The sequence below is a fragment of the Variovorax sp. RO1 genome (assembly GCF_002849325.1).
Taxonomy (GTDB): domain Bacteria; phylum Pseudomonadota; class Gammaproteobacteria; order Burkholderiales; family Burkholderiaceae_C; genus Variovorax.
In genome coordinates, this window is record NZ_PKMT01000002.1 from 21,999 (window position 1) to 47,254 (window position 25,256).

A 25,256-nucleotide genomic window follows, 5' to 3' on the forward strand; every position below is an offset into this window, starting at 1 on the left:
TGAATGAATGCGTGCGTGCGTTGAATCGAGACGGGGTCAGGCGCCGCGCGGCACGGCCACGGCTTCGCGCTGCTCGACGTGCAAGGGCACAGCCACTTCGGCCTGTGCGACCTGCAGGCCCGCGACGTAGCCGAAGGTGAGCGCCGGGCCGAGCGTGATGCCCGCGCCGGGGTAGTTGCCGCCCATCACGCTGGCCGCGTCGTTGCCGACGGCGTACAGGCCCTTGATCGGCTGGCGGTCGGCGTCGAGCACGCGGGTCTTCTCGTCGGTGACGAGACCGGCGAAGGTGCCGATGTCGCCGACGACGAGCTTGATCGCGTAGTACGGGCCGTGCTCGAGCGGTGCGACGCAGGGGTTCGGCGTGACGTTGGCGTCGCCCTGGTAGCGGTTGTAGGCCTTGCTGCCTTTGCCGAAGGCGGGGTCGTCGCCGGTGCGCGCGCCTTCATTGAAGGCTTGCACGGTGGCTTCAAGCGCGGTGGGGGCGATGCCGATTTCTTTGGCCAGCTCGCCGATGCTCGCGCCGCGCTTGAGGTAGCCGGTCTTCAGGTGGCGGCCGATGGGCAGCGGTGCGGGCGCGACGCAGCCCAGGCCGTAGTCGCGCAGCGCCTTGTGGTCGCACAGCAGCCAGGCCGTGACCTCGGGCTCGCCGTCGCTTTCGCAGGCCTTGACCATCGCCTGCACGAAGTCGTGGTACGAGTTGCCTTCGTTCGCGAAGCGCTTGCCCTTGGGCGTGACCGCGATCACGCCGGGCTTGGCGCGGTCGATGAAGTGCGGCATGACGCCCTTGCTGCCGTCGGGCCGCGTGGTGACCGACGCCGGCACCCAGGCTGCGGCGTGCGGGATGGTGCCGTCGACGCGGCCACCCACGGCCTCCGCCAGGCGCAGGCCGTCGCCGGTGTTCGTGGAGGGCGACGGCGAGTAGTGCTCCTTGCCGGTCGGCGCGTGCGGGAACAGTTGCTTGCGGCGCTCCACGTCGTACGGGAAACCGCCGCAGGCCAGCACCACGCCGCGCCTGGCGGTGATGCGCACCGACTGGCCTTCGTGCTGCACCACGGCGCCCGAGACGCCGTCGTACTCGACCACGAGCTTCTTCACCGGCGACGAGAGCCACACGGGAATGTCCAGGTCCATCGCGGCCTTGGCCAGGCGGCCGGCCAGCGCGTTGCCGTTGGTCAGCGTCATGCCGCGGCCGTGGCGCACCACGTCCAGGAAGTGCCGGGTCAGGCGCTTGGTCACGTACCAGAACGAGGTCGGCGACTTGAAGGCCCGCATGAAGTGTTTGATCTCGGGGCCCGAGCCCAACATCATTCCGAACACCGTGAGTTCGGGCAGCGGCGGCGCCAGGTGCTTGATGCGCTTGCCGAGTTCACGGCCGTCGAACGGGCGCGTGACCATCGAACGCCCGCCGGGCTGGCCGCCGGGCGCTTCGGCGTGGTAGTCGGGGAAGACGGCCGGCATGTCGAACTGCACGCAGGTGTTGCGCGTGAAGAAGTCGATGGCCTTGGGGCCCATGTCGAGAAAGGCGCCGACGCGCGCGGCGTCGAAGTGCGTCGTGGTCTCGTGCTGCATGTAGGCGAGCGCGGCGCCGGGCGGCTCATGGATGCCCTGCTCGGTGGCCAGGCGCGTGCCCGGGATCCACAGCCAGCCGCCCGAGCGCGCGGTGGTGCCGCCGAAGCGCGGCTCTTTCTCGACCACCAGCACCTTCAAACCCTGCGACGCCGCCGTGACGGCGGTGGCCATGCCCGATGCGCCGCTGCCGACGACGAGGACATCGCATTCCCACGTGTTCTGTTCCATCTCTGCCTCTGTTCGCTCTCGTGTTGTGTTGTGTTGTGTACGACTTAAGTTGCGGCGGAGTTTAGGCAGCGATATTGATATGGTCAAGTCGTTTAGTTACTATCAGATGATCAGTCATCGTCAATTGAACGTGACAATATCAGTAGAAACCCTGATGGCTATACTCGCTCCCACTCTCAACCCCCACGCCGGGCGCCCCATGGAAAAGCCAAGACGTGGCATTCAATCCGTCGAAATCGGAACGCAATTGCTGGTCGCGCTCGGGCGGCACGTGGCGCCCATGGCGTTGCGCGACCTCGGCAAATCGGCCGGCATTCCGGTCGGCAAGGCGCACCCCTACCTCGTCAGTTTTCTGAAGGTCGGGTTCGTGGTGCAGGACGGCGCCGGCCGCTACGAGCTGGGCCCGCTGGCCCTGCAGCTGGGCCTGGCCAAGCTGCAGCGGCTTGACCCGATCAAGGAGGCGTCGCCCCTCATCGAGGCGCTGGCGTCCGAAACCGAACAAAGCATCGCGGTGGCCGTGTGGGGCAACTTCGGGCCCACCGTGGTGCGGCTGGAAGAACCGATCCACCCGCTGCACGTGAACCTGCGCACCGGCACCGTGATGTCGCTGGCCTACACGGCCACGGGGCGTCTGTTCGCGGCCTACCTGCCGCCGAAGGTGGTGGAAAAAATGATGCTCGAAGACCTGGCGCGCACGCGCCCGGCCGACGGGCGCGGCGCCAGCGACGAGCTGTCGACCTCGCAGATCGAGGCGCTGCTGGTCGAGACGCGGCTGCACGGCGTGTCACGCACGCTGGGCCAGCCCATTCCGGGCATCGACGCCTTCTGCGCGCCGGTGTTCGACTCGACCAACAACCTGGTGCTGGGCATCACGGCCATGGGCCCCGAGGCCACCTTCGACAGCGACTGGAACGGCCGCGTGGCCGTGCCGCTGAAGGCCTGCGCGCTGGAAATCTCGCGCCGCCTGGGCTTCGTGGCGACCGACGCGCCAGCTTGATTTGTAGGCAGGCGCTCACGCGCTTGGTTTGCCTTATCCCGCACGCGCGGGCCGCCGACGCGGCCACTGTAGAGGCCTACCTACCTCACGGAGACCGGCCATGAAAAGCATCATCCTTTGGCTCTGCGGCGTGCCGCTGATCGTGATCATCGGGCTGAAGGTGTTCGGCATTCTCTGACCGGCCACGGCCACCTCACGAACGATCGCTTCCTCCTCACGGCGCCTTCGTGCGTCGTTCCAGCGCCCCTTCCGGGGCGCTTTTTTTGCGCGGATCGATCCGGTCAGTGCCGCTCAGTGGGTATCGCGGCGCAGCTGCTGCACGTCTTCATGCAGCGCATGCGCCCAGCTGCGGCGCTCGCGGCTGTACGAGGGCTGCGACTCGCCGAAGCGCACGATGGCCAGCAGCGGCGGCGCGCGCAACGTGTTCCACACCGAGGTCAACAGGCTGTCGTCGTCGATGTAGCGCGGCGCCTGGCTGGTCTCGCCGGTGGCGGCGTCGGCAAAGCGCAGCGCGGCCGGGATCACGGGCGCGCCCGAGGAAATCGCGGCCTGCAGCAGGTTGGCGTGGAACGGCAGCAGGCCGCGCCCGTCGCTCGTCGTGCCTTCGGGGAACACGCCGATCAGGTCGCCGCCGCGCAGCGCCTCGGTCATGTGGTGCACCACGCGCATGGCGTCGCGGCGGCGTTCGCGCTCGATGTAGAGCGTGCCCGCGCCGGTGGAGAGCGTGCCGATCACCGGCCACTGCTTGACGTCCGACTTCGACACGAAGCGCACATGACGCGCCGCATGGATGGCGGTGATGTCGAGCCACGAGAGGTGGTTGCAGATGAGCAGCGCCGGCCCGTGCACGGGCGGTGTGCCCTGCACGCGCAGCGTGACGCCCATGATCTGCAGCATGCGCGCCGACCAGGCCTGCACGCGCGCGCTGCGCTCGTCGGGCGAGAGCCGCGGAAAGGCGAAGCGGATCGTCCACCAGCCGGACAGCGCATGCGACGCCGCATGCAGCAATCGCCAGCCGGCCTTCAACGAGTGCAGCATCTGGACGCGGGCCCTCTTCTTCTTTTGACTGCGTGCCGTGTGGCGGGCGCGTCGTTCAGCCGTGCACGATGCGACCGGCCACCAGCGTGTGGCGCACGCGCCCCTGCATCGGGTAGCTGGAGAACGGCGTGTGCTTGCCCTGGCTGCGCAGCGCTTCGGGCAGCACCTGCCATTCGAGCGACGGATCGGCAATGCACAGGTCGGCCACGCCGCCCTGCACGATGCGGCCGATGCCGCTGGCCGCGTCGGCGGCGGGGAGCAGCCGTGCCGGCGCCGAGGTGATGACCTCGATGGCGCGCGCCACGCCCGCACCGCTGCGCTCGCCCCACTGCAGCGCGAGCGGCAGCAGCAGTTCGAGGCCGGTGGCGCCGGGTTCGGCTTCGGCAAAAGGCAAGGTCTTGGCGTCGGCCTCGACCGGCGTGTGATCGGACACCAGCGCGTCGATGGTGCCGTCGGCCAGCGCGGCCGAGAGCGCGTCGCGGTCGCCCTGCTGGCGCAGCGGCGGGTTCAGGCGTGCGCGGCTGTCGAAGAAGCCGATGTCGGTGTCGGCCAGGTGCAGCGAGTTGATGCTGACGTCGCAGGTGAGCGGCAGGCCCTGCGCCTTGGCGTCGCGCACCAGCGCCACGCCGCGGGCGCTGGACACGCGGCACAGGTGCACGCGCGCGCCAGTGCTCTTCATGAGCTCGATGATGGTGAAGATGGCGATCGTCTCGGCCGCCACCGGCACGCCGCCCAGGCCCAGGCGCGTGGCGAGCGCGCCGCTGGCCGCGACGCCCTTGCCGAGGTCGCGGTCTTGGGGGCGCAGCCACACGGTGTAGCCGAAGGTGCTGGCGTACGACAGCGCGCGCTGCAGCACCTGGGTGTCGGCCAGCGGCACGTCGGCCTGGCTGAAGCCGATGCAGCCGGCTTCGGTGAGTTCGGCCATCTCGGTGAGCACGCCACCGGCGAGGTTGCGCGTGAGCGCACCGAGCGGGAACAGGCGCGCGCACTGCAGCTTTTCGGCGCGGAACTTGAGCATCTCGACCAGGCCGGGCTCGTCGAGCACGGGGTCGGTGTCGGGCGGGCACACGAGGCTGGTCACGCCGCCCGCGATGGCCGCGGCCATTTCGCTTTCGAGCATGCCTTCGTGCTCGTAGCCCGGCTCGCGCAGGCGCGCAGCCAGGTCGACGAGGCCGGGGGTGACGATGCAGCCCGTGGCGTCGAGCGTGCGCTCGGGCTTGAAGCCTGCCGGTGCCTGCCCGATGCCGGCGATCTTGCCGTCGGCGATGGCGATGTCGGTGGGCGTGTCGGTGCCCGAGGCGGGGTCGATGACGCGGCCGTTGGTGATGAGGATGTTCATGCGTCTGTACTTCCGGTGGCAGTCAGGGCCTGTTCGGGAAACACCGTGGAACCGGCTTTGCCGGGCCACTGGTGTTGCCCCCGGTAGGGGGTTGGCGAAGCGACACGAAGTGCGCGAAGACTGGGGGCGAGCAACATTTCTATGCTTCGTTGCCTGCGACGATGCTCATGACGGCCATGCGCACGGCGATGCCGAAAGTGACTTGCGGAAGGATCACGCTCTGCTTGCCGTCGACCACGGCGGAGTCGATCTCGACGCCGCGGTTGATCGGGCCCGGGTGCATCACGATGGCGTCGGGCTTGGCCAGTTGCAGTTTTTCCTGCGTGAGGCCGAAGGTCTTGAAGAACTCTTGCGACGAGGGCAGCAGCGCGCCGCTCATGCGTTCGTTCTGCAGGCGCAGCATGATGACGACGTCGCAGTCCTTGATGCCTTCTTCGAGCGTGTGGCACACGCGCACGCCCATGCCGGCCATGTCGGCGGGCACCAGCGTCTTCGGGCCGACCACGCGCACTTCGGCGCAGCCCAGCGTGGTGAGTGCATGAATGTCCGAACGCGCCACGCGCGAGTGCAGCACGTCGCCCACGATCGCGACGGTGAGGTTGGAAAAATCTTTCTTGTAGTGGCGGATCGTGTACATGTCGAGCAGCCCCTGCGTCGGGTGCGCGTGGCGGCCGTCGCCGGCGTTCACCACGTGCACGTGCGGCGCGACGTGCTGCGCGATCAGGTACGGTGCGCCCGACTCGCTGTGGCGCACCACGAACAGGTCGGCGGCCATGGCGCTCAGGTTGGCGATGGTGTCCAGCAGCGACTCGCCCTTGGTGGCCGAGGAGCGCGCGATGTCCAGGTTGATGACGTCGGCCGAGAGGCGCTTGGCCGCGATCTCGAAGGTGGTGCGCGTGCGCGTGCTGTTCTCGAAGAACAGGTTGAACACGCTCTTGCCGCGCAACAGTGGCACCTTCTTCACCTCACGGTCACTCACGCTCGTGAAGTTGGCGGCCGTGTCGAGGATGTGCGTGACGATGTCCTTGGGCAGGCCCTCGATCGACAGCAGGTGAATCAGCTCGCCGTTCTTGTTGAGCTGCGGATTTCGCTTGTAGAGCATTAGGTGTTGTCCTCTACCTTGAGGCTGAAGGCGCCGTTGTCAGCGCGTGCGAGGGCGAGCAGTTGCGTGTCGGGCAGCGTGAGCGTGGTGGCGGCGAAGTCGGCCGCCACGGGCAATTCGCGCCCGCCGCGATCGACCAGCACCGCCAGGCGCACGCAAGCGGGACGTCCGAAGTCGAACAGCTCATTGAGCACGGCGCGGATGGTGCGGCCCGTGTAGAGCACGTCGTCGAGCAGCAGCACGTCGGCGCCGTTCACGTCGAAAGGCAGCGCGGTCTGCGCGCTGGCCGAGAGGCCGCGGCGCGCGAAGTCGTCGCGGTGCATGGCCGACGAGATGACGCCGGGGGCACCGGCCAGGCCCAGGTCTTTCTGCAGGCGCTCGACCAGCCAGGCGCCGCCGGAGGTGATGCCCACCAGTTTCGTCTCGGGGCGCATCAGCGCCTTCACGCCGGACAGCAGCGTCGTGTACAGCGCTTCGGCATCAGGGATTGAACTCACGGGAGACTCCTCAAAAATTGCTCCAGGATGATGCAGGCGGAGGCTGCATCGGCATCGCGGGCACCGGACGACAGCGCCTCGGTGGTGCTGTAGCGCTCGTCCACCTCGAACACCTGGAGATTGAAACGGCCGCGCAGCTGGCGCGCGAACTTCTGGGCGCGGCGGGTGTTCTCGTGCGGGGCACCGTCGGGGTGGTAGGGCACGCCGACCACGAGCGCGTCGGGCTGCCATTCCTTGATGCGGGCCTCGACCTGCGCAAAGCGGGCGTCGGCGCCCTCGGCCTTGATGGTGGTCTGCGGGGTGGCCGTGCGCAGCAGCCGGTTGCCGCTGGCCACGCCGGTGCGCTTGGCGCCGAAGTCGAAGCCCAGGAAGCTCTGGAAATGCGCGGGAACGGCGGCGGGGACGGGAGCAGAAGCAGGAGCGGGTGCGTCGGACATGACGTCGCTCATGCGTGACCCGCTTCGGGGGACAGCGTCCACGCTTCGAGGCCCAAGAGCATCAGCGCCTTGTCGTAGCGCTTTTCCACCGGCGTATCGAAGATCACAGCCGGGTCGGCCAGCACGGTGAGCCAGCTGTTCTCGGCCAGTTCGGACTCCAGCTGGCCCTCGCCCCAGGCCGAATAGCCCAGCGAGACCAGCACCTTGCGCGGGCCGGCGCCGGTGGCCAGGGCCTCCAGCACGTCCTTCGAGGTGGTCATTTCGAGCCCGCCGGGGATGGTCATGGTCGAGGCGTAGACCGATTCCTCGGGCTTCTCGGCCTGGGTGAACACCGGCTCGTGCAGCACGAAGCCGCGCTCGGTCTGCACCGGGCCGCCCTGGAAAACGGGGGCGTCGCCCAGCTCGGGGCGGGTCAGGTGAAGCTCGATTTTTTCGAACAGCACCTTGAGGTTGATGTCGCTGGGTTTGTTGATGACCAGCCCGAGCGCGCCGCGCTCGCTGTGTTCGCAGAGGTAAACGACGCTGCGGTTGAAAGTTTTGTCTTCCATCCCCGGCATCGCGATCAGAAAGTGATGCGTCAGGTTCATCGGGGCAGAATCGGCAGCCATATGCCCCCGATTTTACTGGCCGTCGATAAGACCTATCCCAAAGGGCTCATGTGGTTCCGCCGGGACCTCCGGGTGGACGACAACGCAGCGCTGTACCGGGCGCTGCGGGCCTGCCGGCAGGTGGTGTGCGTTTTCGTGTTCGACCGGGCCCTTCTGGACGCCCTGCCCCGCGCGGACCGGCGGGTCGAATTCATCCGCGAGTCGCTGGTGGAACTCGAAGCCGAGCTGCGCGGCCTGGGCAGCGGGCTCATCGTGCGGCACGCCGTGGCCGCCGAAGAGATTCCGGCGCTGGCCCACACGCTCGACGTGCAGGCCGTGTTCGCCAACCGCGACGACGAGCCCGACGCCCTGGCGCGCGACGCCCGCGTGCTCGGCGCGCTGGCCAATACGGGCATCAGCTTCCACACCTTCAAGGACAGCACCGTCTTCGACCGCGACGAGGTCATGACCAAGGCCGGCCTGCCCTACACGGTGTTCACGCCGTACAAGCGGGCCTGGCTGGCGAAGGTGGATTCGTTCTTCCTGAAGTCGTACCCGGTGCGCAGCCACGCCGACGCGCTCGCGCCGCCGCCCCCGGCGCTGAATGCGCCGGTGCCCACGCTGGGCGAGATCGGCTTTGAAAGCACCAACCTCCAGACGCTGGAGATTCCCACCGGCACGCGCGGCGCGGGCGCGCTGTTCGAAGATTTCTTCGAGCGCATCGACCGCTACGACGAGGCGCGCAACTTCCCGGCGGTGCGCGGCCCGAGCTACATGGGCGTGCATCTGCGCTTCGGCACGGTGTCGATCCGCCAGCTGGCCAGCGTGGCGCATCAGCTGGCGCTGCAGGGCAACACGGGCGCCGCGACCTGGCTCAGCGAGCTGGTCTGGCGCGACTTCTACTTCCAGATCCTGGCGCACTTTCCGCATGTGCATGCGAACGGCGAGTCGAAGAGCTTCCGCCCCGAGTACGACAAGATCGCCTGGCTCCACAGCAAGCACGCCGACCAGTTGTTCGACGCCTGGTGCGAGGGCCGCACCGGCTACCCGCTGGTCGATGCGGCGATGCTGCAGATCCGGCAGAGCGGCTACATGCACAACCGGCTGCGCATGGTGGTGGCGAGCTTCCTGTGCAAGGACCTGGGGCTGGACTGGCGGCGCGGCGAGCGCTACTTTGCGGAGCACCTCAACGACTTCGAGCTGGCCTCGAACAACGGCGGCTGGCAGTGGGCCAGCTCGACCGGCTGCGACGCCCAGCCCTACTTTCGCATCTTCAACCCGGTGACGCAGAGCGAACGCTTCGACCCCGAAGGCAAGTTCATCCGCCGCTACCTGCCGCAGCTCGCGGGCCTGTCGAACGTGGCGATCCACGCGCCGTGGATGGCGTCGCCGGTCGAGCTGGAGGCGGCCGGCGTCAAGCTGGGCGACAACTACCCGACGCCGGTGGTGGACCACGCCGAGGCGCGCGAAAAGACGATGCAGCGCTATGCGACGGCGCGGAGCAAGGCCCTGCAGAAGCCGTAGCCAAAGAGAAAGGGCCCCGAAGGGCCCTTCTCTTTTGCGCGTCGATCGCCGACGCTGCGGAGGCTGATCAGGCCACGGCCAGCGCGGCCGGCTCGCTCGTGTACGCACGCACCAGGCGCAGCAGTTCCTCTTCCGAGTACGGCTTGCCGAGGTAGTGGTTCACGCCCAACTCGCGTGCGTACTCGCGGTGCTTTTCGGCGATGCGCGAGGTGATCATGATGATCGGCAGCTCGGCCAGCGCGGTGTCGGCGCGGATGTTGCGAGCCAGGTCGAAGCCGTCCATGCGCGGCATTTCGATGTCCGACAGCACCACGGCCGGGCGCTCCTGCTGCAGCCGCTCGAGCGCCTGCAGGCCGTCGGCCGCGAGCGACACGCGATAGCCTTCGCGCTGCAGCAGACGCTGCGTGACGCGACGCACGGTGATGGAGTCGTCCACCACCAGCACGAGCGGGATCTGCGGCACCACCGGCGCGAAGGCCGCCGGGGTTTGCGGTGCACCGGCGTCTGCCGACGTTGCATGCGTCGGCGCGGCCAGCGCGGCGGTCTGGCGCGCACGCGCCTGGTCGCCGTGCACTGCCGCCAGCGCCACCGGGTTGTAGATCAGCGCCACCGCGCCCGACGCCAGCACCGAGATGCCGGCCAGGCCGGGCAGCCGTGCAAGCTGCGGCCCGAGGTTCTTCACCACGACTTCCTGGTTGCCCAGAACTTCGTCCACGTGCAGGGCGACGCGCTGCGCCGCGCTTCGCACGATGACCAGCGTGTTGTTCTTGGTGGCGGCGTGCTCGCTGCGAATCGAATGCTGCAGCAGCGCGCCGGCCCAGTAGAACGGCACCTGCTCGCTGCCGAAGGCGAAGCTGTGGTTCAGGTAGGCGGCCTCGAGGTCGGCACCGCTCACGCGCTGCACGAGTTCCACGAGGTTCGACGGCACACCGATCGACACCTCGCCGGCACGCAGCATCACCACGTGCGTCACGGCGGTGGTCAGCGGCAGCACCAGCTTGAAGGTGGTGCCCTGGCCCGGCGTGCTGTGCGTTTCGATGCGGCCGCCGAGTGCGGCGATCTGCGCGCGCACCACGTCCATGCCGATGCCGCGGCCGGCCAGTTCGGACACCTGTCCGGCCGTCGAGAAGCCGGGCTTGAAGATCAGCTCGGTGGCTTCTTCGGGCGACAGGTCCTGGTCGTGGCCGAGCAGGCCGAGCGCGCGGGCGCGTTCGGCGATGCGCTTCTGGTCGAGGCCTGCGCCGTCGTCGCGGAAGCTCACCGACACGTCGTTGCCTTCGTGGTGCAGGTCGATGACGATGAGGCCGCTGGCGTCCTTGCCGGACGCTTCGCGCGCCGCCGCGTCTTCGATGCCGTGCGCCACGCAATTGCGCAGCAGGTGTTCGAAGGCGGGCGTCATGCGGTCGAGCACGCCACGGTCCATTTCGATGGAGCCGCCGACGATGTCCAGGCGCACCTGCTTGCCGGTGTCCTTCGAGGCCTGGCGCACCACGCGGTACAGGCGGTCGGAGATGCCTTCGAACTCCACCATGCGCGTGCGCAGCAGGCCGCGCTGCAGTTCGCGCGTCTGGCGTGCCTGCACGCTCAGGTCGTCTTCCGTGGCCTGCACGGTCTTCTGCAAGGTGCGCTGCACGGTGGCCACGTCGTTCACCGACTCGGCCATCATGCGCGTGAGTTCCTGCACGCGGGTGAAGCGGTCGAACTCGAGCGGGTCGAAGCTCTGCTGCGAGTCCTTGGCTTGCGCCAGACGCGACTGCATCTGGCTTTCGGCCTGCACTTCGATGTCGCGCAACTGCTGGCGCAAGCGATCCAGGTTGCCCGTGAGGTCGGCGAGCGAGCCGCGCAGCTGGCCGAGTTCGGCTTCGAGGCGCGAGCGCGTGATGATGACCTCGCCGGTCTGCGCAACCAGACGGTCGAGCAGCTGGGTGCGGATGCGCACGGCCTGGCCCGAAGCCGCACGCAGCGGCGCGAGCAGGGCCGGCGCGGGGCGCGGCAGCAGGGACGACGGGGCTGCAGCGGACGCCGTATCCGCGGCCTCGCCGGCTTCGGCCTGGTCATCGTTCGCCGACACGCGGACCTCGGGCGCCGATTGCACGCGCTGCATGGCGGGTGCGGTCGGGCTGGCGGTCGCGATCAGTTGGGCCACTTCGACCTGAGCGGCGTCGTCGGCCGCGCGCAGGGCGTCAAAGGTGTGTTGCAGCGTGTCGAGGCGGCCCAGCAGCTTCTCGATGTCGGCCCGCTCGGCGCCCTGGGAGCCCAGGAGTTCGATCTCGGACTCCATGCGGTGCGCGCGCTCGCCCAGGCGCATGGCGCCGGCCAGCCGTGCGCTGCCCTTGAGCGTGTGCAGCGTGCGCAGCACCGAGGCGCGCGGCGCGCTGTCGTCGGGGTGGTGCGACCACTGGCGCAGCGCCTCGCCCAGCTGCGGCATCAGTTCAGCCGCCTCTTCCTCGAAGATCGGGAACAGGTCGACGTCGACCGCATCGGCCAGGTCGATGGCGTCTTCGTTGTCGTCCAGTACCACGTCGGCAAAGGCGTCGTTGGCGACGATCTGCTTCGGCAGCAGCGTCTCGAAACGGGCCGCGGCGATTTCAGGCGGCATCGGCGCGGCGGCGATTTCGCGCAGCGCCTGCAACGTGGCTTCGGACGGATCACGCAGGAAGCCGACGGCGAACTGGTGCAACAGGCGACGCAGCTCGTCGGCTGCGGCGACCAGCACGATGCCCTGCTCGCGCGTACCGCTGCCCTGCATCTGCAGATGCTGCAGCGCGGATTCGAGCAGGCGGGCCATGCCCGAGAGGCTGTGGAAGCCGACGGTGGCCGAGCTGCCGGCCAGCGAATGCGCCAGCGCGATGGTCGAGTCGGGCAGGCGCTCGTGGGTTTCGAGCGCCCATTCGCCGACATCGGTCGCCAGTTGGCGGGACCATTCGTCGGCTTCGTTGAGGTAGACGTTGTAGAGCGCGATGCCGATGCGCAGCGGACCGATCACCTTGACCTGGTCTTCGGCGCTCGGTGCGATGGAAGACTCGGGTTCGGGTTCGGGAACGGCCTCGGCCAGCACAGGCTCAGGTTCCGGTTCGGCAACGGCGGCCGCCGTCAGTTCTTCGATGACGACAGGGGCCTCGGGAGCAACGTCGACTGTCGCTGCCACGGGTTCCGGTTCCGGCTGCAGTTCAGGCAGCGCTTCGAGTGCCTGCAGTTCTTCGGCGACTTCGATGACTTCGGCAGCGTCCACCACCTCGGCGACGGGCTCTGCGGCAGCCAGAGGCAACGGCTCGGGCGCCCATTCGAGATCGGGCAGGCCCGACGCGGTCGGCATCGTCGCTTCGATCTCCGCAGCGGGCTCGGGCTCGACGTGCGACACGACAGGCTCGGCGGGTGCGTGCGTCTTCGAGGGCGCGAGGAAATCGAAATCGTCACCGCTGGGCAGCGCTTCGAGCGGTGCGGGTGCGGTGTTCTGCTTGGCTTCGAAGTCGACGAAATCGGTGGACGCGAAATCGTCGTCGGGCTCGGGTGTGACAGGCTGGGTGGATGCGTGTTGCGCGTCTTGCGCCTGCTGCCAGTCGGAGAAGTCCAACGTGGCGTCAGGGGCTCCGACGTCTTGCGGCGTCAGCGACAGATCGGGCAACTCTGGCAGTTCCGGCAGCGCGAGCGATGCCGATTCGGCGGCGATGTGGCGCGCCGCCACGGCGAGCGCTTCGGCGTCGGCCACGCGCACCGGTGCGGGCACGGGCTCGCCTGCCAGCAGGGCGTTGGCCACACGGCTGAACGGCGCCGAATGCCAGGTGCCTGCATCGCCGGCGGCAATGGCTTCGACCCACTGGCTGAAGTCGCGCAGCATGCGCTCGGTGCTCGACAGCAGCTCGGGCGTGGCGTCGCGCTGGTCGGCCAGCCAGGTGTTGACCACCTGTTCGAGCGACCAAGCGGCATCGCCGAAGTCGGTGAGGCCAACCATGCGCGAGCTGCCCTTGAGCGTGTGGAACGCGCGGCGCAGGATGGTGAGTTCTTCGGTGTCGCCGGGACGGCTGCCGAGCGCGGTGATGGCGGCCAGGCCGTTGCCCACCACTTCGCGGGCTTCGTCCAGGAAGATGTTCTGCAGGTCGTCTTCTTCGAGCTCGGTGACTTCGGTGTCGGGCAGCGCCGACGGACCGGAGATCTTGGTGGTCCAGCTCTCGGCCTTGCGGCTGAATTCCTCCAGCGGCGACGGCTTGGTCTTGCGGTTGGGCGTGGCCAACGCGGCGAGCTTGGAGGCGATCTGCGCGTCGACTTCCTCGATGCTGAGCACGGGCTCGGCGACCGGTGCGGCAGCGCCTTCGGCCGGGGCCGCGGCATCGGTGGCGTGGCGGCCCATCAAGGGCTTGAGTTCGCCGGCTTCGGCGTCGAACACGAACAGGCGCTTGGCCAATGCGGGCTGGTAACCCAGCATGTCGATGAGGAAACCGAGCGCGCCCAGGTTGTTGCCGAGCGCGTCGAAGGTGGCCATTTCCTCGACGGGCGAGCGGTTGGCCTGCAGCATCTGGTCGACGTCGTCGCGCATGCGCTGCACGGTGAGTGCGGCCTGCTCGAGCCCCAGCACCGAGAACACACCGCGCATCTGCATGAGCTGGGTGGGCACGGTGCGCAGCAACGGCTTTTCGGCCGGGCGGCGGAAATACTGGTCGAGCGACTTCTCGAGTTCGCTCAGATGGCTGCGCAGCTCGTCGACCACGGTGCCCATGGTCTGGCGGTCGCTGACGCGGCGGTACAGGTCCTCCATCCACGGCTCGAGCGGCTCGGAACGGCCACCGTCGCGCACGCGCTCGATGCGGCCGGCCAGTTGCAGCGTGCGGGCCGTGAGTTGCGGATCGCTGGGGTCTAGGTCTTCGAGCGCAGCTTCGAGGTACAGCACCGAGGTGGCGACTTCCATCGCCAGTTCGGTGTCGGGCGGCTGGCCGGAACGCACCGAGGCGTCCACGGCATGGGTCAGCGCCTCCACCATCGGCTGGCTCGGCGGGTGCAGCTTGTGCAGCGATTCGCCGAGTTGCGCGAAGGTGTCGGCCACCTGACGCGTGCGCGTGATGTCGCCGCCCGAGAGCGCCGACCACATTTCCTTGGCGGTTTCGATGCGCTTGCGTGCCTGCGAGAGCACCAGCGGATCGAAGCGACCGAACTGCACCACGGTGTAGTCGACGCGCGGCTCTTGCGCCACGCCCCAGGCGCTGCGCACGGTGCGCAGCGTGGCGGCGTCGTCGTCTGGTGCGCCAGGCCCGGCCTGGGCGCAGAAGAACAGCAGATCCTGGCCGAGGCGGTCGGACACCACGCTGTCGCCGCGCGCCAGCGTGGCGTACTGCAGCAGCACGCGCGAGGCCGCGCGCTTGACGTAGGTGTCGAAGGGAATCAGGCCCAGTGCGAGGGCTTCGAAGAAGCCCGCGGCCAGCGTCCAGAAGCTGGCGACGCGCGGCAGCAGCGCGCCGCGACCGAGCCCCAGGCACAGCGCATGCAGCCGGCGCGCGGCCTGCGGATCGCTGCTCTTGACCAGCTGCAGCACTTCGCGGTCGAGCCGCGAGCGCACGGCCGGGTCGTAGGCCAGTGCCGCCTGCGTGAGCGCGGGCTTGACCTCGACCCAGCGCCACGCGGTGCTCCACAGGTCCGCCGGGTGGACGCGCTCATTGCCGACCAGTTCGAGCACGTCGCGGTACTGCGGGAACAGCGCCACCGACGACACGGCCTTGCCGGCCAGCAGTGCGCTGAGGAAATCGGTGACGGCAAAGCCGGCACGCTCGATCTTGTGCACGGCACTCTCGGTGCAGCGCTGCGGCTCGGCGATGAAGCCTTGCACCGCGAATTCGATGGTGCCAAGCACCAGCGCGGGCGAGCTGTGGCCCACCATCTGCAGCGCGCCGACGGCCTGGTGCAGTTGCTGGCGGGCCATCTGCAGCGGACCGCTCTCGGGCTCCGTGGCACTGCCCACGTCGCGCACGAAACGCCGCAGCGACTTGCCGACACCGTCGAGGGATTTCTGGATTTCTCCCAGCACCCAGGCCAACGGCCCGAGGTCTTCGGTGGCCGGCATGTTGCCGGCGAGGGGGGCCGTGGCAGGGGTTTGAATCGACACGTGGTTGCTCGCCGTTCTTATCTATCTGTTGTCAGGCAATCTTGAAACGAGCCACGGAGCGACGCAGTTCTTCGGCCATCTGCGAGAGCTCGCGCACCTGCTGGGCCGTGGTCCGCGTGCCTTCTCCGGTCTGTTCCGTCACCGCAAAAATGTGCTGGATGTTGGCGGCCACCACGTTGGCCGAATCGGCCTCGCGGGAGGCGGACTGCGAAATCTGCTCGATGAGGTCAGCAAGGCGGCGCGACACGCGGTCAATCTCGGTCAGCGCGGTACCTGCGTTGTCGGACAGCTTCGCCCCCTCGACCACACCCTGCGTGGAACGCTCCATGGCGCCCACCGCATCCTGGGTGTCGGTCTGAATCGCCTTCACCAGCGCCGAAATCTGGCGCGTGGCGTCTGCGGAGCGTTCAGCCAGTCGCTGCACTTCTTCCGCCACCACCGAGAAGCCTCGACCGGCTTCACCGGCAGATGCGGCCTGGATGGCGGCGTTCAGGGCCAGCACGTTCGTCTGCTCGGTAATGTCCGAGATCAGCTCGGTGATTTCGCCAATCTCTTGCGACGATTCGCCCAGGCGCTTGATCCGCTTGGAGGTTTCCTGGATCTGGTCGCGGATGGAGTTCATACCGCCGATGGCGTTCTGCACGGCCTGCAGACCCGACGATGCGGCTTGCAGCGACTGGCGCGCCACCGTGGCGGACTCTTGCGCCTGCGTGGACACGCCGTTGATTCGCTCGGCCATGGTCAGCACCGACTGGCCGGTTTCGCGAATTTCGCGCAGCTGTTCGGTCGAGGCGGCGAGCAGTTCGGTCGAGGTGTTTTCCACCTGCGACGTCGTCTGCGCCACGCGGGTTGCCGTGTTCTGCACGTTGCCCACCAGCAAGCGCAGTTCTTCCACCGTGTAGTTCACCGAGTCGGCGATGGCGCCGGTGATGTCTTCGGTCACGGTGGCTTCCTGCGTCAGATCGCCTTCGGCCACTGTCTGCAGTTCGTTCATCAGCCGAAGAATGGCGGCCTGGTTGGCGTTGTTGACGCGACCGGCTTCTTCGGAAGTTTGCTCGGCCGCCAGACGTTCGCGTTCGGCGGTTGCGGCACGTTCGCGGCCTTCGCGCACCTGCACGAAACCGATGGCGCCGGCCAGAGCCAGGGCGGCCAGCGACAGCACGAACAGCAGCACGATCGTTCCGGCGCCCAGGCCGGTGCGGGCAGAGAGCTTGTCCTGCAGGTCGCCGAGCGACTTACGCAGCGGCTCGCTGTCGGTCAGGATGGAGGCCTGCGCTTCGCGCGCGGCCACCAGACCTTGCAGGTTGCCCAGAATGGCGGACGCCTGCGTGCGCATCTGCTCGTAGGTCTTCAGAATGGCTTCGAGCTGCTGGCGCGTCTGCGGGTCTTTCGAGCCGGGGAAGCGCTGCTGTGCATTGCCGTCGAGCAGGCCGCGGGTGGTTTCCTGGAAGGTGTTCAGGTCCTTGCCGAGCAGGAACACAGCGTCGGGGTTCACACCCTCGACCGTGAAGAACTCGTTGGTCGACTTGCCGATGCGCTGCGTCAGCATCACGAGCTGGCCGGCGGCCGAGATTTCAGGCAGCGTGGCGTTCTGCTGCATCTTCAGCGACGCGACGGTTTCCGTCATTTCGAGCAGCGTGGACGACTGCTGGTTGATGTCGCGCAAGGCGGCACCCACCTGCGTCAGGATTTGACGCTGGGCCAGCACGGCCTTGGCGCTGGTGTCGGCGCGGGTGACCAAGGGGTTGATCTTGTTCATCTCCTCGTCGTACTGGTTGCCGACGGCTTCCAGGCGCAGCGAGTCGTCGCCGTTGGTCAGGCCCTGCACGCGGCGCGTGAGGTCGTCGGCGCTGTCCTTCACTTCGACGAACGCCGAGGCGCTGCCGACGAGGGCCTGCGAGATCGACTTGGCCAGGCGCTGCGACTGCATCAGCGACTGGCCGGTGGCCGCCACCTGCTGCGCCAGGCGTTCCGCGCGAAGAATGGCGGAGCCGGCCACCAGCAACAGCGCCAGCACCACGATGGCCAGCAAGATGGCCAGCACGCGCTGCTGCTTGGCGGGGTTGGCGCCCATGCTGCCGCCCGTGGTGGCAGCCAGCGGGGCCGCTTCGAGCGTGGCCGCGTTGGCGGCCTCGATGGACGCGGGGTCGCCCAGCGCATCGATACCGCCGAAGCCGGTGTCGGTCACGGCGGCAGACGCCGAAGCGCCGTCGCCTTTTTTGGCGAGGCGGATCGTTTTTTCGTCCGGAACCTGAACCGTGTCGACATCGTCGAGCGATATCGAACCGGAGCCGTCGACGCGGGCCTTGTCGTTCCCGTTGTTCGCGGGGAGTAATTTCTTGAACTTGTCGGCGATCGAGCTCACGGTCGGTCCTTCAGGTGGTTGCCAGTGCCATGTGCCGAAGCACTACGCACCAATACTCAAAAACTGGGGTTGCTGCGAAAGCGCCTGCAGGTTGACTTCCTGCCAGCGCTCACCTGCTGCGTCGGTGTACAGATGCCCGTGCCAGGCAGGTGCTTCTGCGCCCGGGGCCTCGGCGGCCGTGAAGGCCTCGACACCCCGCAACCCCGCCAGTCGATCGACCAGCAATGCGCAGTTGACTTCGAGCAGCTCGTTGAATGCCACGAGCCGCGATTGCATGCGTGCCGCTTCGGAGGCGGCGGGCGCGCCCGGCGCACCGGACGCAAACGCCGACAGCTGCACGACGCCGTACAGGCCGCCGCGCAGATTGGCGACGCCGAGAAACCAGGGCTCCGTGTAGGGCACGGGCTGGGGCGGCGTCCAGGGAAAGATTTCGCCGGCGTGCGCGAGCGGAAAGAGGTACTTGCCCTCGCCCGCCTCGACCGCCAGCCAGCTCGCGGCCACGCCCGTGGTGCGCGCAGCCTGGAGGCGGCTCGCAAGACGGGACTGGAAGGCGCGGAGCGCGTCGCGATTCGCCATGGATTGCGCAGGTTCCCGGTCAGGCGAGCGCGCTGATCTTGGACATCAGGTCGGCCGCGTTGACCGGCTTCACGATGTAGTCGCGTGCGCCCTGGCGCATGCCCCAGACACGATCGGTTTCCTGGTTCTTGCTGGTGCACAGGATGATCGGGATGGCGGCGTACTTCGGGTCACGGGCGATGGCGCGCGTGAGCTGGAAGCCGTTCTGGCCGGGCATGACCACGTCCATGAGGATCAGGTCGGGGTGGTCTTCCTCGAGGCGGCGCATCGCGTCGTCGGCGTTTTCGGCCGTCTTCACGGAGAAACCGTTCTTCTGGAGGAGGTCGGTCAGGAACATCAGTTCCGTCTTGGAGTCGTCAACGACGAGGATTTTTCGAATCGGCATTACTGCACTTCCTGTTGAACAATGCCAAACTGCTGCACGGCCTGCAGCAGCTGGTCTTTGGTGAACGGCTTGGTGAGATAGTCTTGGGACCCGACCATGCGGCCACGGGCCTTGTCGAACACACCGTCTTTGGAAGACAGCATGACGACCGGGACATTGGAGAAATGCGCGTTGCGCTTGATGATGGCGCAGGTCTGATAGCCGTCGAGACGAGGCATCAGGATGTCGCAGAAAATCAGGTGAGGCTTGTGGTCGTTAACCTTGGAGAGCGCGTCGAAGCCGTCTTCCGCGAGAAGAACCTCGTGCCCACCCTGCTTCAAAAAAATCTCGGCACTGCGCCGGATGGTGTTGCTGTCGTCGATGACCAGCACCTTGTAACCAGATCCATTCGGGCTCATTGCAAACGCTCCTGCTCATCAGAGACTTGGATGCCCGCCGCGCCGAACATCGACGCAGATCGCGTAGCCCTATGCCATGCTTGTCAGATCTCAACCATTTCGAAGTCTTCCTTGCGCGCACCGCACTCAGGACAGGTCCAGTTCATCGGCACCTCGGCCCAGGCCGTGCCTGCCGCGATGCCGTCTTCCGGCACACCAACCGCTTCGTCATAGATCCACCCACAAATCAGGCACATCCAAGTTTTCGTGTTCATCGGAGCTTAAAGTCCTTGTTCATTAAATGCAACGAGTGTATCTATGCGTATCTCACTGGCAGACCGTAAACGTCGCGCCTATGCCACCATCCAGGGGATTTCGCCAGGCGTATGACCATCTACTTACATCCAGACGAGAACGCCCGCACACCGGGCAATCTTAACGACCCCTCGCAGGAGGACGATGAGGCGCTGAGCGAACGCGACCTGAATCCCCCCTGCGTGCTGGTGTTCAATGCCAGCGATCCGAGCGGCGCGGGCGGCCTGGGCGCCGACGCCCTGGCCATGGGATCGGTGGGCGCTCACATCCTGCCGGTGGTGACGGGCGCCTACGCCCGCGACACAGCCGAGATCTTCGACCACTTCCCCTTCGAGGAAGAGGCCGTGGCCGAGCAGGCGCGCGCCATCCTCGAAGACGTCGAGGTCCAGCTGATCAAGGTCGGCTTCGCCGGCACCCCCGAGGCGTTGAGCACCATCGCCGAGACCGCCGCCGACTATCCCGACGTGCCCGTGGTGGCCTACATGCCCAACCTGTCGTGGTGGGACGAGAACCTGATCGAGGCCTATCACGACGCTTTTCGCGACCTCGTGCTGCCCCAGACCACGGTGTTGGTTGGAAACCACAGCACCCTGTGGCGCTGGCTGCTGCCCGACTGGAGCGGCGAGCGTCCGCCCAGCGCCCGCGACATCGCCAAGGCCGCCGGCGAGTTCGGCGTGCCCTACACCTTGGTCACCGGCATGGTGCTGCCCGACCAGTTCATCGACAACGTGCTGGCCTCGCCCCAATCGGTGCTGGCCAGCGAGAAGTACGAACGGCTCGAAGCCGTCTTTGCCGGCGCCGGCGACACGCTCTCGGCCGCACTCGCGGCCCTGCTCGCCAGCGGCACCGACCTCGTCGCCGCCACGAGCGAAGCGCTCGCTTACATGGACCGCTGCCTCGACGCGGGCTTTCGCCCCGGCATGGGCCATGTGCTGCCCGACCGCCTGTTCTGGGCCGAGCCCGAGGACGACGAAGACGATGACGAACCCGATGCTCCTCCCGATTTCGCTTTACCCCCGCACGACACCCGACACTGATGACTGACCAGAACGACATTCTTTTCGAGCGCGCCCGCGCCGTGATCCCCGGCGGCGTGAACTCGCCCGTGCGCGCCTTCAAGGCCGTCGGCGGCACGCCCCGTTTCATCCAGCGCGCGCAAGGCGCCTATTTCTGGGACGCCAACGACAAGCGCTACATCGACTACATCGGCTCCTGGGGTCCGATGATCCTGGGCCATGGCCACCCCGCCGTGGTCGAGGCGGTGCAGAAGGCCGTGCTCGAAGGCTTCTCGTACGGCGCGCCGACCGAGCGCGAGATCGAGCTGGCCGAAGCCATCCTGGCCCTGGTGCCGTCGATGGAAATGGTGCGCCTCGTGAGCTCGGGCACCGAAGCCGCCATGAGCGCGCTGCGCCTGGCGCGCGGCGCGACCGGCCGCAAGACCATCGTCAAGTTCGAAGGCTGCTACCACGGCCATGCCGACGCGCTGCTGGTGAAGGCCGGTTCCGGCCTCGCCACCTTCGGCAACCCGACCTCGGCCGGCGTGCCGCCCGAGGTGGTGCAGCACACGCTCGTGCTGGAGTACAACAACCTGCAGCAGCTCGACGAAGCCTTCGCGCTGCACGGCAAGGACATCGCCTGCCTGATGATCGAGGCGATCGCCGGCAACATGAACTTCGTGCGCGCCACGCCCGCCTTCGCGAAGCGCTGCCGCGAGCTGTGCACGCAGCACGGCGCGCTGCTGATCTTCGACGAGGTGATGACGGGCTTCCGTGTCGGCCTGCACGGCGCGCAAGGCGTGCTGGGCGTCACGCCCGACCTCACGGTGCTCGGCAAGGTCATCGGCGGCGGCATGCCGCTGGCGGCCTTCGGCGGCCCGCGCGCCATCATGGAACAGCTCGCGCCGCTGGGCCCGGTCTACCAGGCCGGCACGCTGTCGGGCAACCCGGTGGCCACCGCCTGCGGCCTGGCCACGCTGAAGGAAATCTCGAAGCCCGGCTTCTACGAAGCGCTGGCCAAAAAAACCCGCACGCTGGTCGACGGCCTCAAGGCCGCCGCAGCCGCCGAGGGCCAGCCCTTCAACGCCGACAGCGAAGGCGGCATGTTCGGCTTCTTCCTCATGAACGAACTGCCGCAGAACTACGCGACGGTGATGACCACCGACAACGCGCAGTTCAACGCGCTGTTCCACGGCCTGCTCGACCGCGGCGTGTACATCGCGCCGGCACTCTACGAAGCAGGCTTCGTGAGCGCCGCGCACAGCGAGGACGACATCGCGGCCACCATCGCGGCGGCGCGCGAGATCTTCAGCAAGCGCTGACGCGCCCCCTCCCCGCTCAGGCGGGGTCGACCACGGCCACCGGCCCGGCCTCGGCTTCGAGCACCTCGGCCGCGGCCAGGCACAGGTCTTCGCGGAAGCGGTCGCTCACGAGCTGCACGCCCGTGGGCAGCCCCCGACGCAAGCCCATGGGCACCGACAGCCCCGGCAAGCCCAGGATCGCGGTGGACAGCAGCGGGCTCTGCGCGTCCAGGATCTCCCGCATCGCGGCGCTGCCGCGCTGGTCGGCGTCGACCGGGAACGGATGGCGCCACGACACGGGCATCAGCAGCAGCGGATGTCGTTGAAAGAACAGCGCCCATTCACGCATCAGGCCCGTGCGCGCAGCCAGGGCGCGCATATAGCTTGCTGTGTCGAACTGCGGCGCGTGCGCATCCATGGCGCGGTAGGCCTGGCGGATGGTGTCGTCGCCGTCGCGCATCAGCGCCTCTTCCACCAGCAGCCGGCTGTCGGCCATCGTCAATGACAGCCAGAGGTCGGCCGTCTCGCGCAGGCGCGGCGGCTGCGCAGGCTCGACGCGGTAGCCGGCGCTCTCCAGGCGGCGCGCGGCGCGCTGCAATGCGTCGGCCACCTCGGGATCGCAGGCGTAGCCGGGCAGCTCGGTGCACAGCGCCACGCTGACCGGACGGCTCGACGTTGCCGATTCCAACGGCGCGGGCCCCCACCACGGGTCGCGCACATCGCGCTGCGCCATCGCGGCGAAGGCCAGCCGCAGGTCGCGCACGCTGCGCGCCAGCGGCCCTTGCACGGAGGTGAGCTGGACCACCATCGGCCGCTCGCTCCCGCCCGAGGGATTGAAGGCCGGCACGCGCCCGAAGCTCGGGCGCAGGCCGTACACGCCGCAGGCGTAGGCCGGGTAGCGGATCGATCCGCCCTGGTCGTTGCCGTGCGCGATGGCGCCGATGCCGACCGCCACCGCCGCCGCCGCACCGCCGCTCGAACCGCCCGGCGTGACGTCGGCGTTGTGCGGATTCAGCGTGCGCCCATGGGCCGCGTTGTCGGTGAACCAGCGCATCGAGAACGCGGGCGTGTTGGTGCGGCCGACCACGATCGCGCCGGCGCGCTGCAGGTTCGCTACCACCGGGCTGTCTTGCGTGGCCACGACGCTGCGGTAGGCCTCCACGCCGTTGGTGGTGGCGTGGCCGCGCTGGTCGACGTTGACCTTGATCGTGACCGGCACGCCGTGCAGCGGCCCCGTCGCTTCACCGCTCGCCAGTGCCGCGTCGGCCTGCGCTGCCGCGCCCAGCGCTTCGTCGGCGCAGCGGTCGACCACGGCATTCAGCTGCGGGTTCACCGCGTCGAGCCGCGCCAGGCTGCTGCGCACCGCGTCGACGCACGAGACCTCGCGCACCTTGATGCGCTGCGCCAGGTCGGCGGCTTCCAGTTGCCAGAGTTGCATGCGTTGTCTCCTTGAGAAAAAGTGAAATCGATCGGGGCGTTCGTCAGTCGCCCTTGACGCCCGCGCGCCGCACGGCGTCAGCCCAGCGCGGCTTCTCGCGCTTCATCAGCGCGCTGAGTTCCTCGGGGCTCGAAGGCAGCGCCTCGATGGACAGCGCGGCGTTGGCCCGGACCACGGCCGGGTCGGCCAGTGCGGCGCGCAGCGCGGTGTTGAGCCGGTCGACCGTCTTGCGCGGCGTGCCGGCCGGCGCCATCAGCGCGCCCCAGGCCACCACCTCGAAACCGGGCACACCGCTCTCGGCCACCGTCGCCACCTCGGGCAGCACGCCGGCGCGCTTGGCACTGGTCACGGCAATCGCCTTGACCCGGCCCTGCTGGATGAACGGCAGCACCGCCGAGATGTTCTCGATGGTCACGTCGAGCTGGCCGTTGACCATGTCGCCGACCGCCTGCGTGCCGGTCTTGTAGGGCACCTGCACCATCGTCAGGCCCGTCTCGGCCTTCAGCAATTCGCCGGTCAGGTGACCCGCACTGCCGATGCCGGGCGAGCCGACCGACAGCTTGCCCGGGTGCTCGCGCCCATAGGCAACCAGCTCCTGCAGATTGCGCACGGGCAGGTCCTTGCGCACGATCAGCACATAGGCGTTGCTCGAGATCAGGCCGACGGGCACCAGGTCTTTCTCGGGCGCGTACGGCAGCTTCGAGAAGAAGGCCGGGTTGATGCTCAGCGTGACGAGGTTGCCGTAGCCGACGGTGTAGCCGTCGGGTGCGGAGGTCGCCAGCGCCTGCGTGCCGACGATGCCGCCGGCGCTGGGGCGGTTGTCCACCGCCATGGCCTGGCCCAGTTCGCGGCCCATCGCGTCGGCCACGGGCCGCACCGCCACGTCGACGCCCGAGCCGGCGGCGTACGGCACGATGAACTTCAACGGGCGCTCGGGGTACTGGGCCGAGGCGCCAAGGGCGACGGCAGCAAGCCCGGCAAGAAGGGTGCGGCGGGTCCACGCGAATGACAGCAGTGCAGGCACGAAGGTATCTCCTGTGAGAAGCCCGCCGCTCACGATGAGACGACTGGTGCACAAAGTCTAGGAATCGACTGCCCGCCGGAAAAGACAATCGCTTGTCGCGATGACAACCTGTGTTTGTCTGGGGATCACCCGGTGGCGGCGCCCGGCAGAATGCCCCGCATGAAGGACCACCAGCTCAAGGCCTGGCTGCGGCTGGCCGACACCGGCAGCATCCGCGCCGCCGCGCGCAGCCTGCACCTGAGCCAGGCGGCCGTGACCAAGGCGATCCGCGAGCTCGAGGCCGAGGTCGACGCGCAGCTGGTGCTGCGCAGTTCGCGCGGCATCGAGTTCACTGAGTGCGGCCGCCAGCTCACCGTGCGCGCGCGGCTGGCGCACCAGCAGCTCGAACTCGCGCGCCAGGACATCCGCATCCTGCAAGGCAGCCAGCACGGCCGCGTGGCCATCGCGGTGACGCCGATGGTGTTCCTGGGCGTGCTGCCCGAGGTGGTGCGCGCCTTTCGCAAGGCGATGCCGCATGCGCAGCTCAAGCTGTACGACGGCCTGATTCCCCAGGTGCTGCCGCTGCTGCGCGAGGGCATGATCGACTTCGCGGTGGCCGGCCCGGTCGCTGCGGCGCTCGACGCCGACTTCGCGTTCGAGCGGCTCGACATGATCGAGATGGCGGTGCTCTGCCGCCGCGGCCATCCGCTGAACCGCGCCACCCGCTGGGAAGAGGTGGCGGGCGCCGAATGGCTCATGCACCTGGCGCCGGGCAGCCAGCACACCTTTCTGCTGGAGCAGTACGCCGAGCAGGGCTTGCCGCTGCCGGAGCACCGCATCGAGGTGGCGTCGTTCGGCGTGAGCTGGGGCCTGCTGACCCGCAGCGACGCGCTGATGGTCGGGCCGGCCGGCATGCTCACCATGCCGCCGTATGCCGACATGGTGGAGCGCGTGCCGCTCGCGATGCCAGTGCCGCCGCTGGAGCTGGGCATCGTCTCGCCGCGCGGCAAGCCGCTGTCGCTGGCGGCGCTGCGGCTGGCCGAGCTGTTTCGCAAGTACCTGGCGCGGCCCGCCTGAGCGATGTCATCGTTT

Annotated in this window: 20 protein-coding genes; 5 read left to right on the plus strand and 15 right to left on the minus strand. The window is 68.2% G+C overall.

Going from position 1 to position 25,256, the window contains the following annotated elements; all coding sequences use genetic code 11:
* Positions 1-36: 36 nt before the first annotated feature.
* Complete coding sequence (locus CY658_RS11275; RefSeq protein ID WP_101490341.1) at positions 37-1,797, minus strand: FAD-dependent oxidoreductase; 1,761 nt, start codon at positions 1,795-1,797, stop codon at positions 37-39.
* A gap of 199 nt (positions 1,798-1,996) precedes the next feature.
* Between CY658_RS11275 and CY658_RS11280 the strand changes: the two genes are divergently transcribed.
* On the plus strand, positions 1,997-2,794 hold the full coding sequence (locus CY658_RS11280) for an IclR family transcriptional regulator (protein WP_101490342.1): 798 nt from the start codon (positions 1,997-1,999) through the stop codon (positions 2,792-2,794).
* A 291-nt stretch (positions 2,795-3,085) separates the two neighbouring features.
* Here CY658_RS11280 and CY658_RS11285 read toward each other — a convergent pair whose 3' ends face one another.
* The 6 genes from CY658_RS11285 to CY658_RS11310 form a co-directional block, all read right to left on the minus strand.
* Positions 3,086-3,832, minus strand: coding sequence for a lysophospholipid acyltransferase family protein (locus CY658_RS11285; RefSeq protein WP_101490343.1), 747 nt, complete (start codon positions 3,830-3,832; stop codon positions 3,086-3,088).
* A gap of 55 nt (positions 3,833-3,887) precedes the next feature.
* A complete protein-coding gene (locus CY658_RS11290; RefSeq protein ID WP_101490344.1) occupies positions 3,888-5,171 on the minus strand; it encodes a dihydroorotase in 1,284 nt (427 codons plus the stop codon).
* A 139-nt stretch (positions 5,172-5,310) separates the two neighbouring features.
* On the minus strand, positions 5,311-6,273 hold the full coding sequence (locus tag CY658_RS11295; protein ID WP_056577783.1) for an aspartate carbamoyltransferase catalytic subunit: 963 nt from the start codon (positions 6,271-6,273) through the stop codon (positions 5,311-5,313).
* Positions 6,273-6,770: a bifunctional pyr operon transcriptional regulator/uracil phosphoribosyltransferase PyrR gene (gene pyrR, locus CY658_RS11300; protein WP_099792903.1), complete on the minus strand. Its 498-nt coding sequence runs from the start codon at positions 6,768-6,770 to the stop codon at positions 6,273-6,275. The genes CY658_RS11295 and pyrR overlap by 1 nt, the downstream gene beginning before the upstream one ends.
* Positions 6,767-7,219, minus strand: coding sequence for a Holliday junction resolvase RuvX (ruvX, locus tag CY658_RS11305; protein WP_374221102.1), 453 nt, complete (start codon positions 7,217-7,219; stop codon positions 6,767-6,769). The genes pyrR and ruvX overlap by 4 nt, the downstream gene beginning before the upstream one ends.
* The gene (locus CY658_RS11310) at positions 7,216-7,815 is read right to left on the minus strand and encodes a YqgE/AlgH family protein (RefSeq protein ID WP_101490345.1); all 600 of its coding nucleotides are present in this window, start codon (positions 7,813-7,815) and stop codon (positions 7,216-7,218) included. The genes ruvX and CY658_RS11310 overlap by 4 nt, the downstream gene beginning before the upstream one ends.
* Here CY658_RS11310 and CY658_RS11315 point away from each other — a divergent pair, their 5' ends adjacent.
* The gene (locus tag CY658_RS11315) at positions 7,816-9,318 is read left to right on the plus strand and encodes a cryptochrome/photolyase family protein (protein WP_101490346.1); all 1,503 of its coding nucleotides are present in this window, start codon (positions 7,816-7,818) and stop codon (positions 9,316-9,318) included. It begins immediately after the preceding gene.
* A gap of 67 nt (positions 9,319-9,385) precedes the next feature.
* Here CY658_RS11315 and CY658_RS11320 read toward each other — a convergent pair whose 3' ends face one another.
* From CY658_RS11320 to CY658_RS11345, 6 genes are all read right to left on the minus strand, one after another.
* On the minus strand, positions 9,386-15,409 hold the full coding sequence (locus CY658_RS11320; protein WP_101490347.1) for a hybrid sensor histidine kinase/response regulator: 6,024 nt from the start codon (positions 15,407-15,409) through the stop codon (positions 9,386-9,388).
* A 31-nt stretch (positions 15,410-15,440) separates the two neighbouring features.
* Entirely contained in the window at positions 15,441-17,774 is a 2,334-nt protein-coding gene (locus CY658_RS11325) for a methyl-accepting chemotaxis protein (protein ID WP_101490348.1), read from the minus strand.
* Between the two features lie 42 nt (positions 17,775-17,816).
* Positions 17,817-18,350: a chemotaxis protein CheW gene (locus CY658_RS11330; RefSeq protein WP_101490349.1), complete on the minus strand. Its 534-nt coding sequence runs from the start codon at positions 18,348-18,350 to the stop codon at positions 17,817-17,819.
* Between the two features lie 19 nt (positions 18,351-18,369).
* Entirely contained in the window at positions 18,370-18,735 is a 366-nt protein-coding gene (locus tag CY658_RS11335) for a response regulator (RefSeq protein WP_099792919.1), read from the minus strand.
* The gene (locus tag CY658_RS11340; RefSeq protein ID WP_099792921.1) at positions 18,735-19,133 is read right to left on the minus strand and encodes a response regulator; all 399 of its coding nucleotides are present in this window, start codon (positions 19,131-19,133) and stop codon (positions 18,735-18,737) included. The genes CY658_RS11335 and CY658_RS11340 overlap by 1 nt, the downstream gene beginning before the upstream one ends.
* An 83-nt stretch (positions 19,134-19,216) precedes the next feature.
* Positions 19,217-19,387 carry a rubredoxin gene (locus CY658_RS11345; RefSeq protein ID WP_099792923.1) on the minus strand — a complete coding sequence of 57 codons (171 nt, stop codon included), beginning with the start codon at positions 19,385-19,387 and terminating at the stop codon, positions 19,217-19,219.
* A gap of 111 nt (positions 19,388-19,498) precedes the next feature.
* On the opposite strand from CY658_RS11345, the gene thiD reads away from it, so the two are divergent.
* Positions 19,499-20,464, plus strand: a complete 966-nt coding sequence (gene thiD / locus CY658_RS11350) for a bifunctional hydroxymethylpyrimidine kinase/phosphomethylpyrimidine kinase (protein WP_101490350.1) — start codon at positions 19,499-19,501, stop codon at positions 20,462-20,464.
* Positions 20,464-21,744 (plus strand): glutamate-1-semialdehyde 2,1-aminomutase, encoded by a 1,281-nt coding sequence (gene hemL / locus CY658_RS11355; RefSeq protein WP_101490351.1) that lies wholly within the window; start codon positions 20,464-20,466, stop codon positions 21,742-21,744. The genes thiD and hemL overlap by 1 nt, the downstream gene beginning before the upstream one ends.
* Before the next feature lie 16 nt (positions 21,745-21,760).
* Here the strand turns inward: hemL and CY658_RS11360 are convergent, their stop codons facing one another.
* Positions 21,761-23,161: an amidase family protein gene (locus tag CY658_RS11360; RefSeq protein ID WP_101490352.1), complete on the minus strand. Its 1,401-nt coding sequence runs from the start codon at positions 23,159-23,161 to the stop codon at positions 21,761-21,763.
* Between the two features lie 43 nt (positions 23,162-23,204).
* The gene (locus tag CY658_RS11365) at positions 23,205-24,185 is read right to left on the minus strand and encodes a Bug family tripartite tricarboxylate transporter substrate binding protein (RefSeq protein WP_180838935.1); all 981 of its coding nucleotides are present in this window, start codon (positions 24,183-24,185) and stop codon (positions 23,205-23,207) included.
* Positions 24,186-24,344: 159 nt separating this feature from the next.
* Here CY658_RS11365 and CY658_RS11370 point away from each other — a divergent pair, with 159 nt between their 5' ends.
* On the plus strand, positions 24,345-25,241 hold the full coding sequence (locus tag CY658_RS11370) for a LysR substrate-binding domain-containing protein (protein ID WP_101490353.1): 897 nt from the start codon (positions 24,345-24,347) through the stop codon (positions 25,239-25,241).
* The last annotated feature ends 15 nt before the right edge of the window (positions 25,242-25,256 follow it).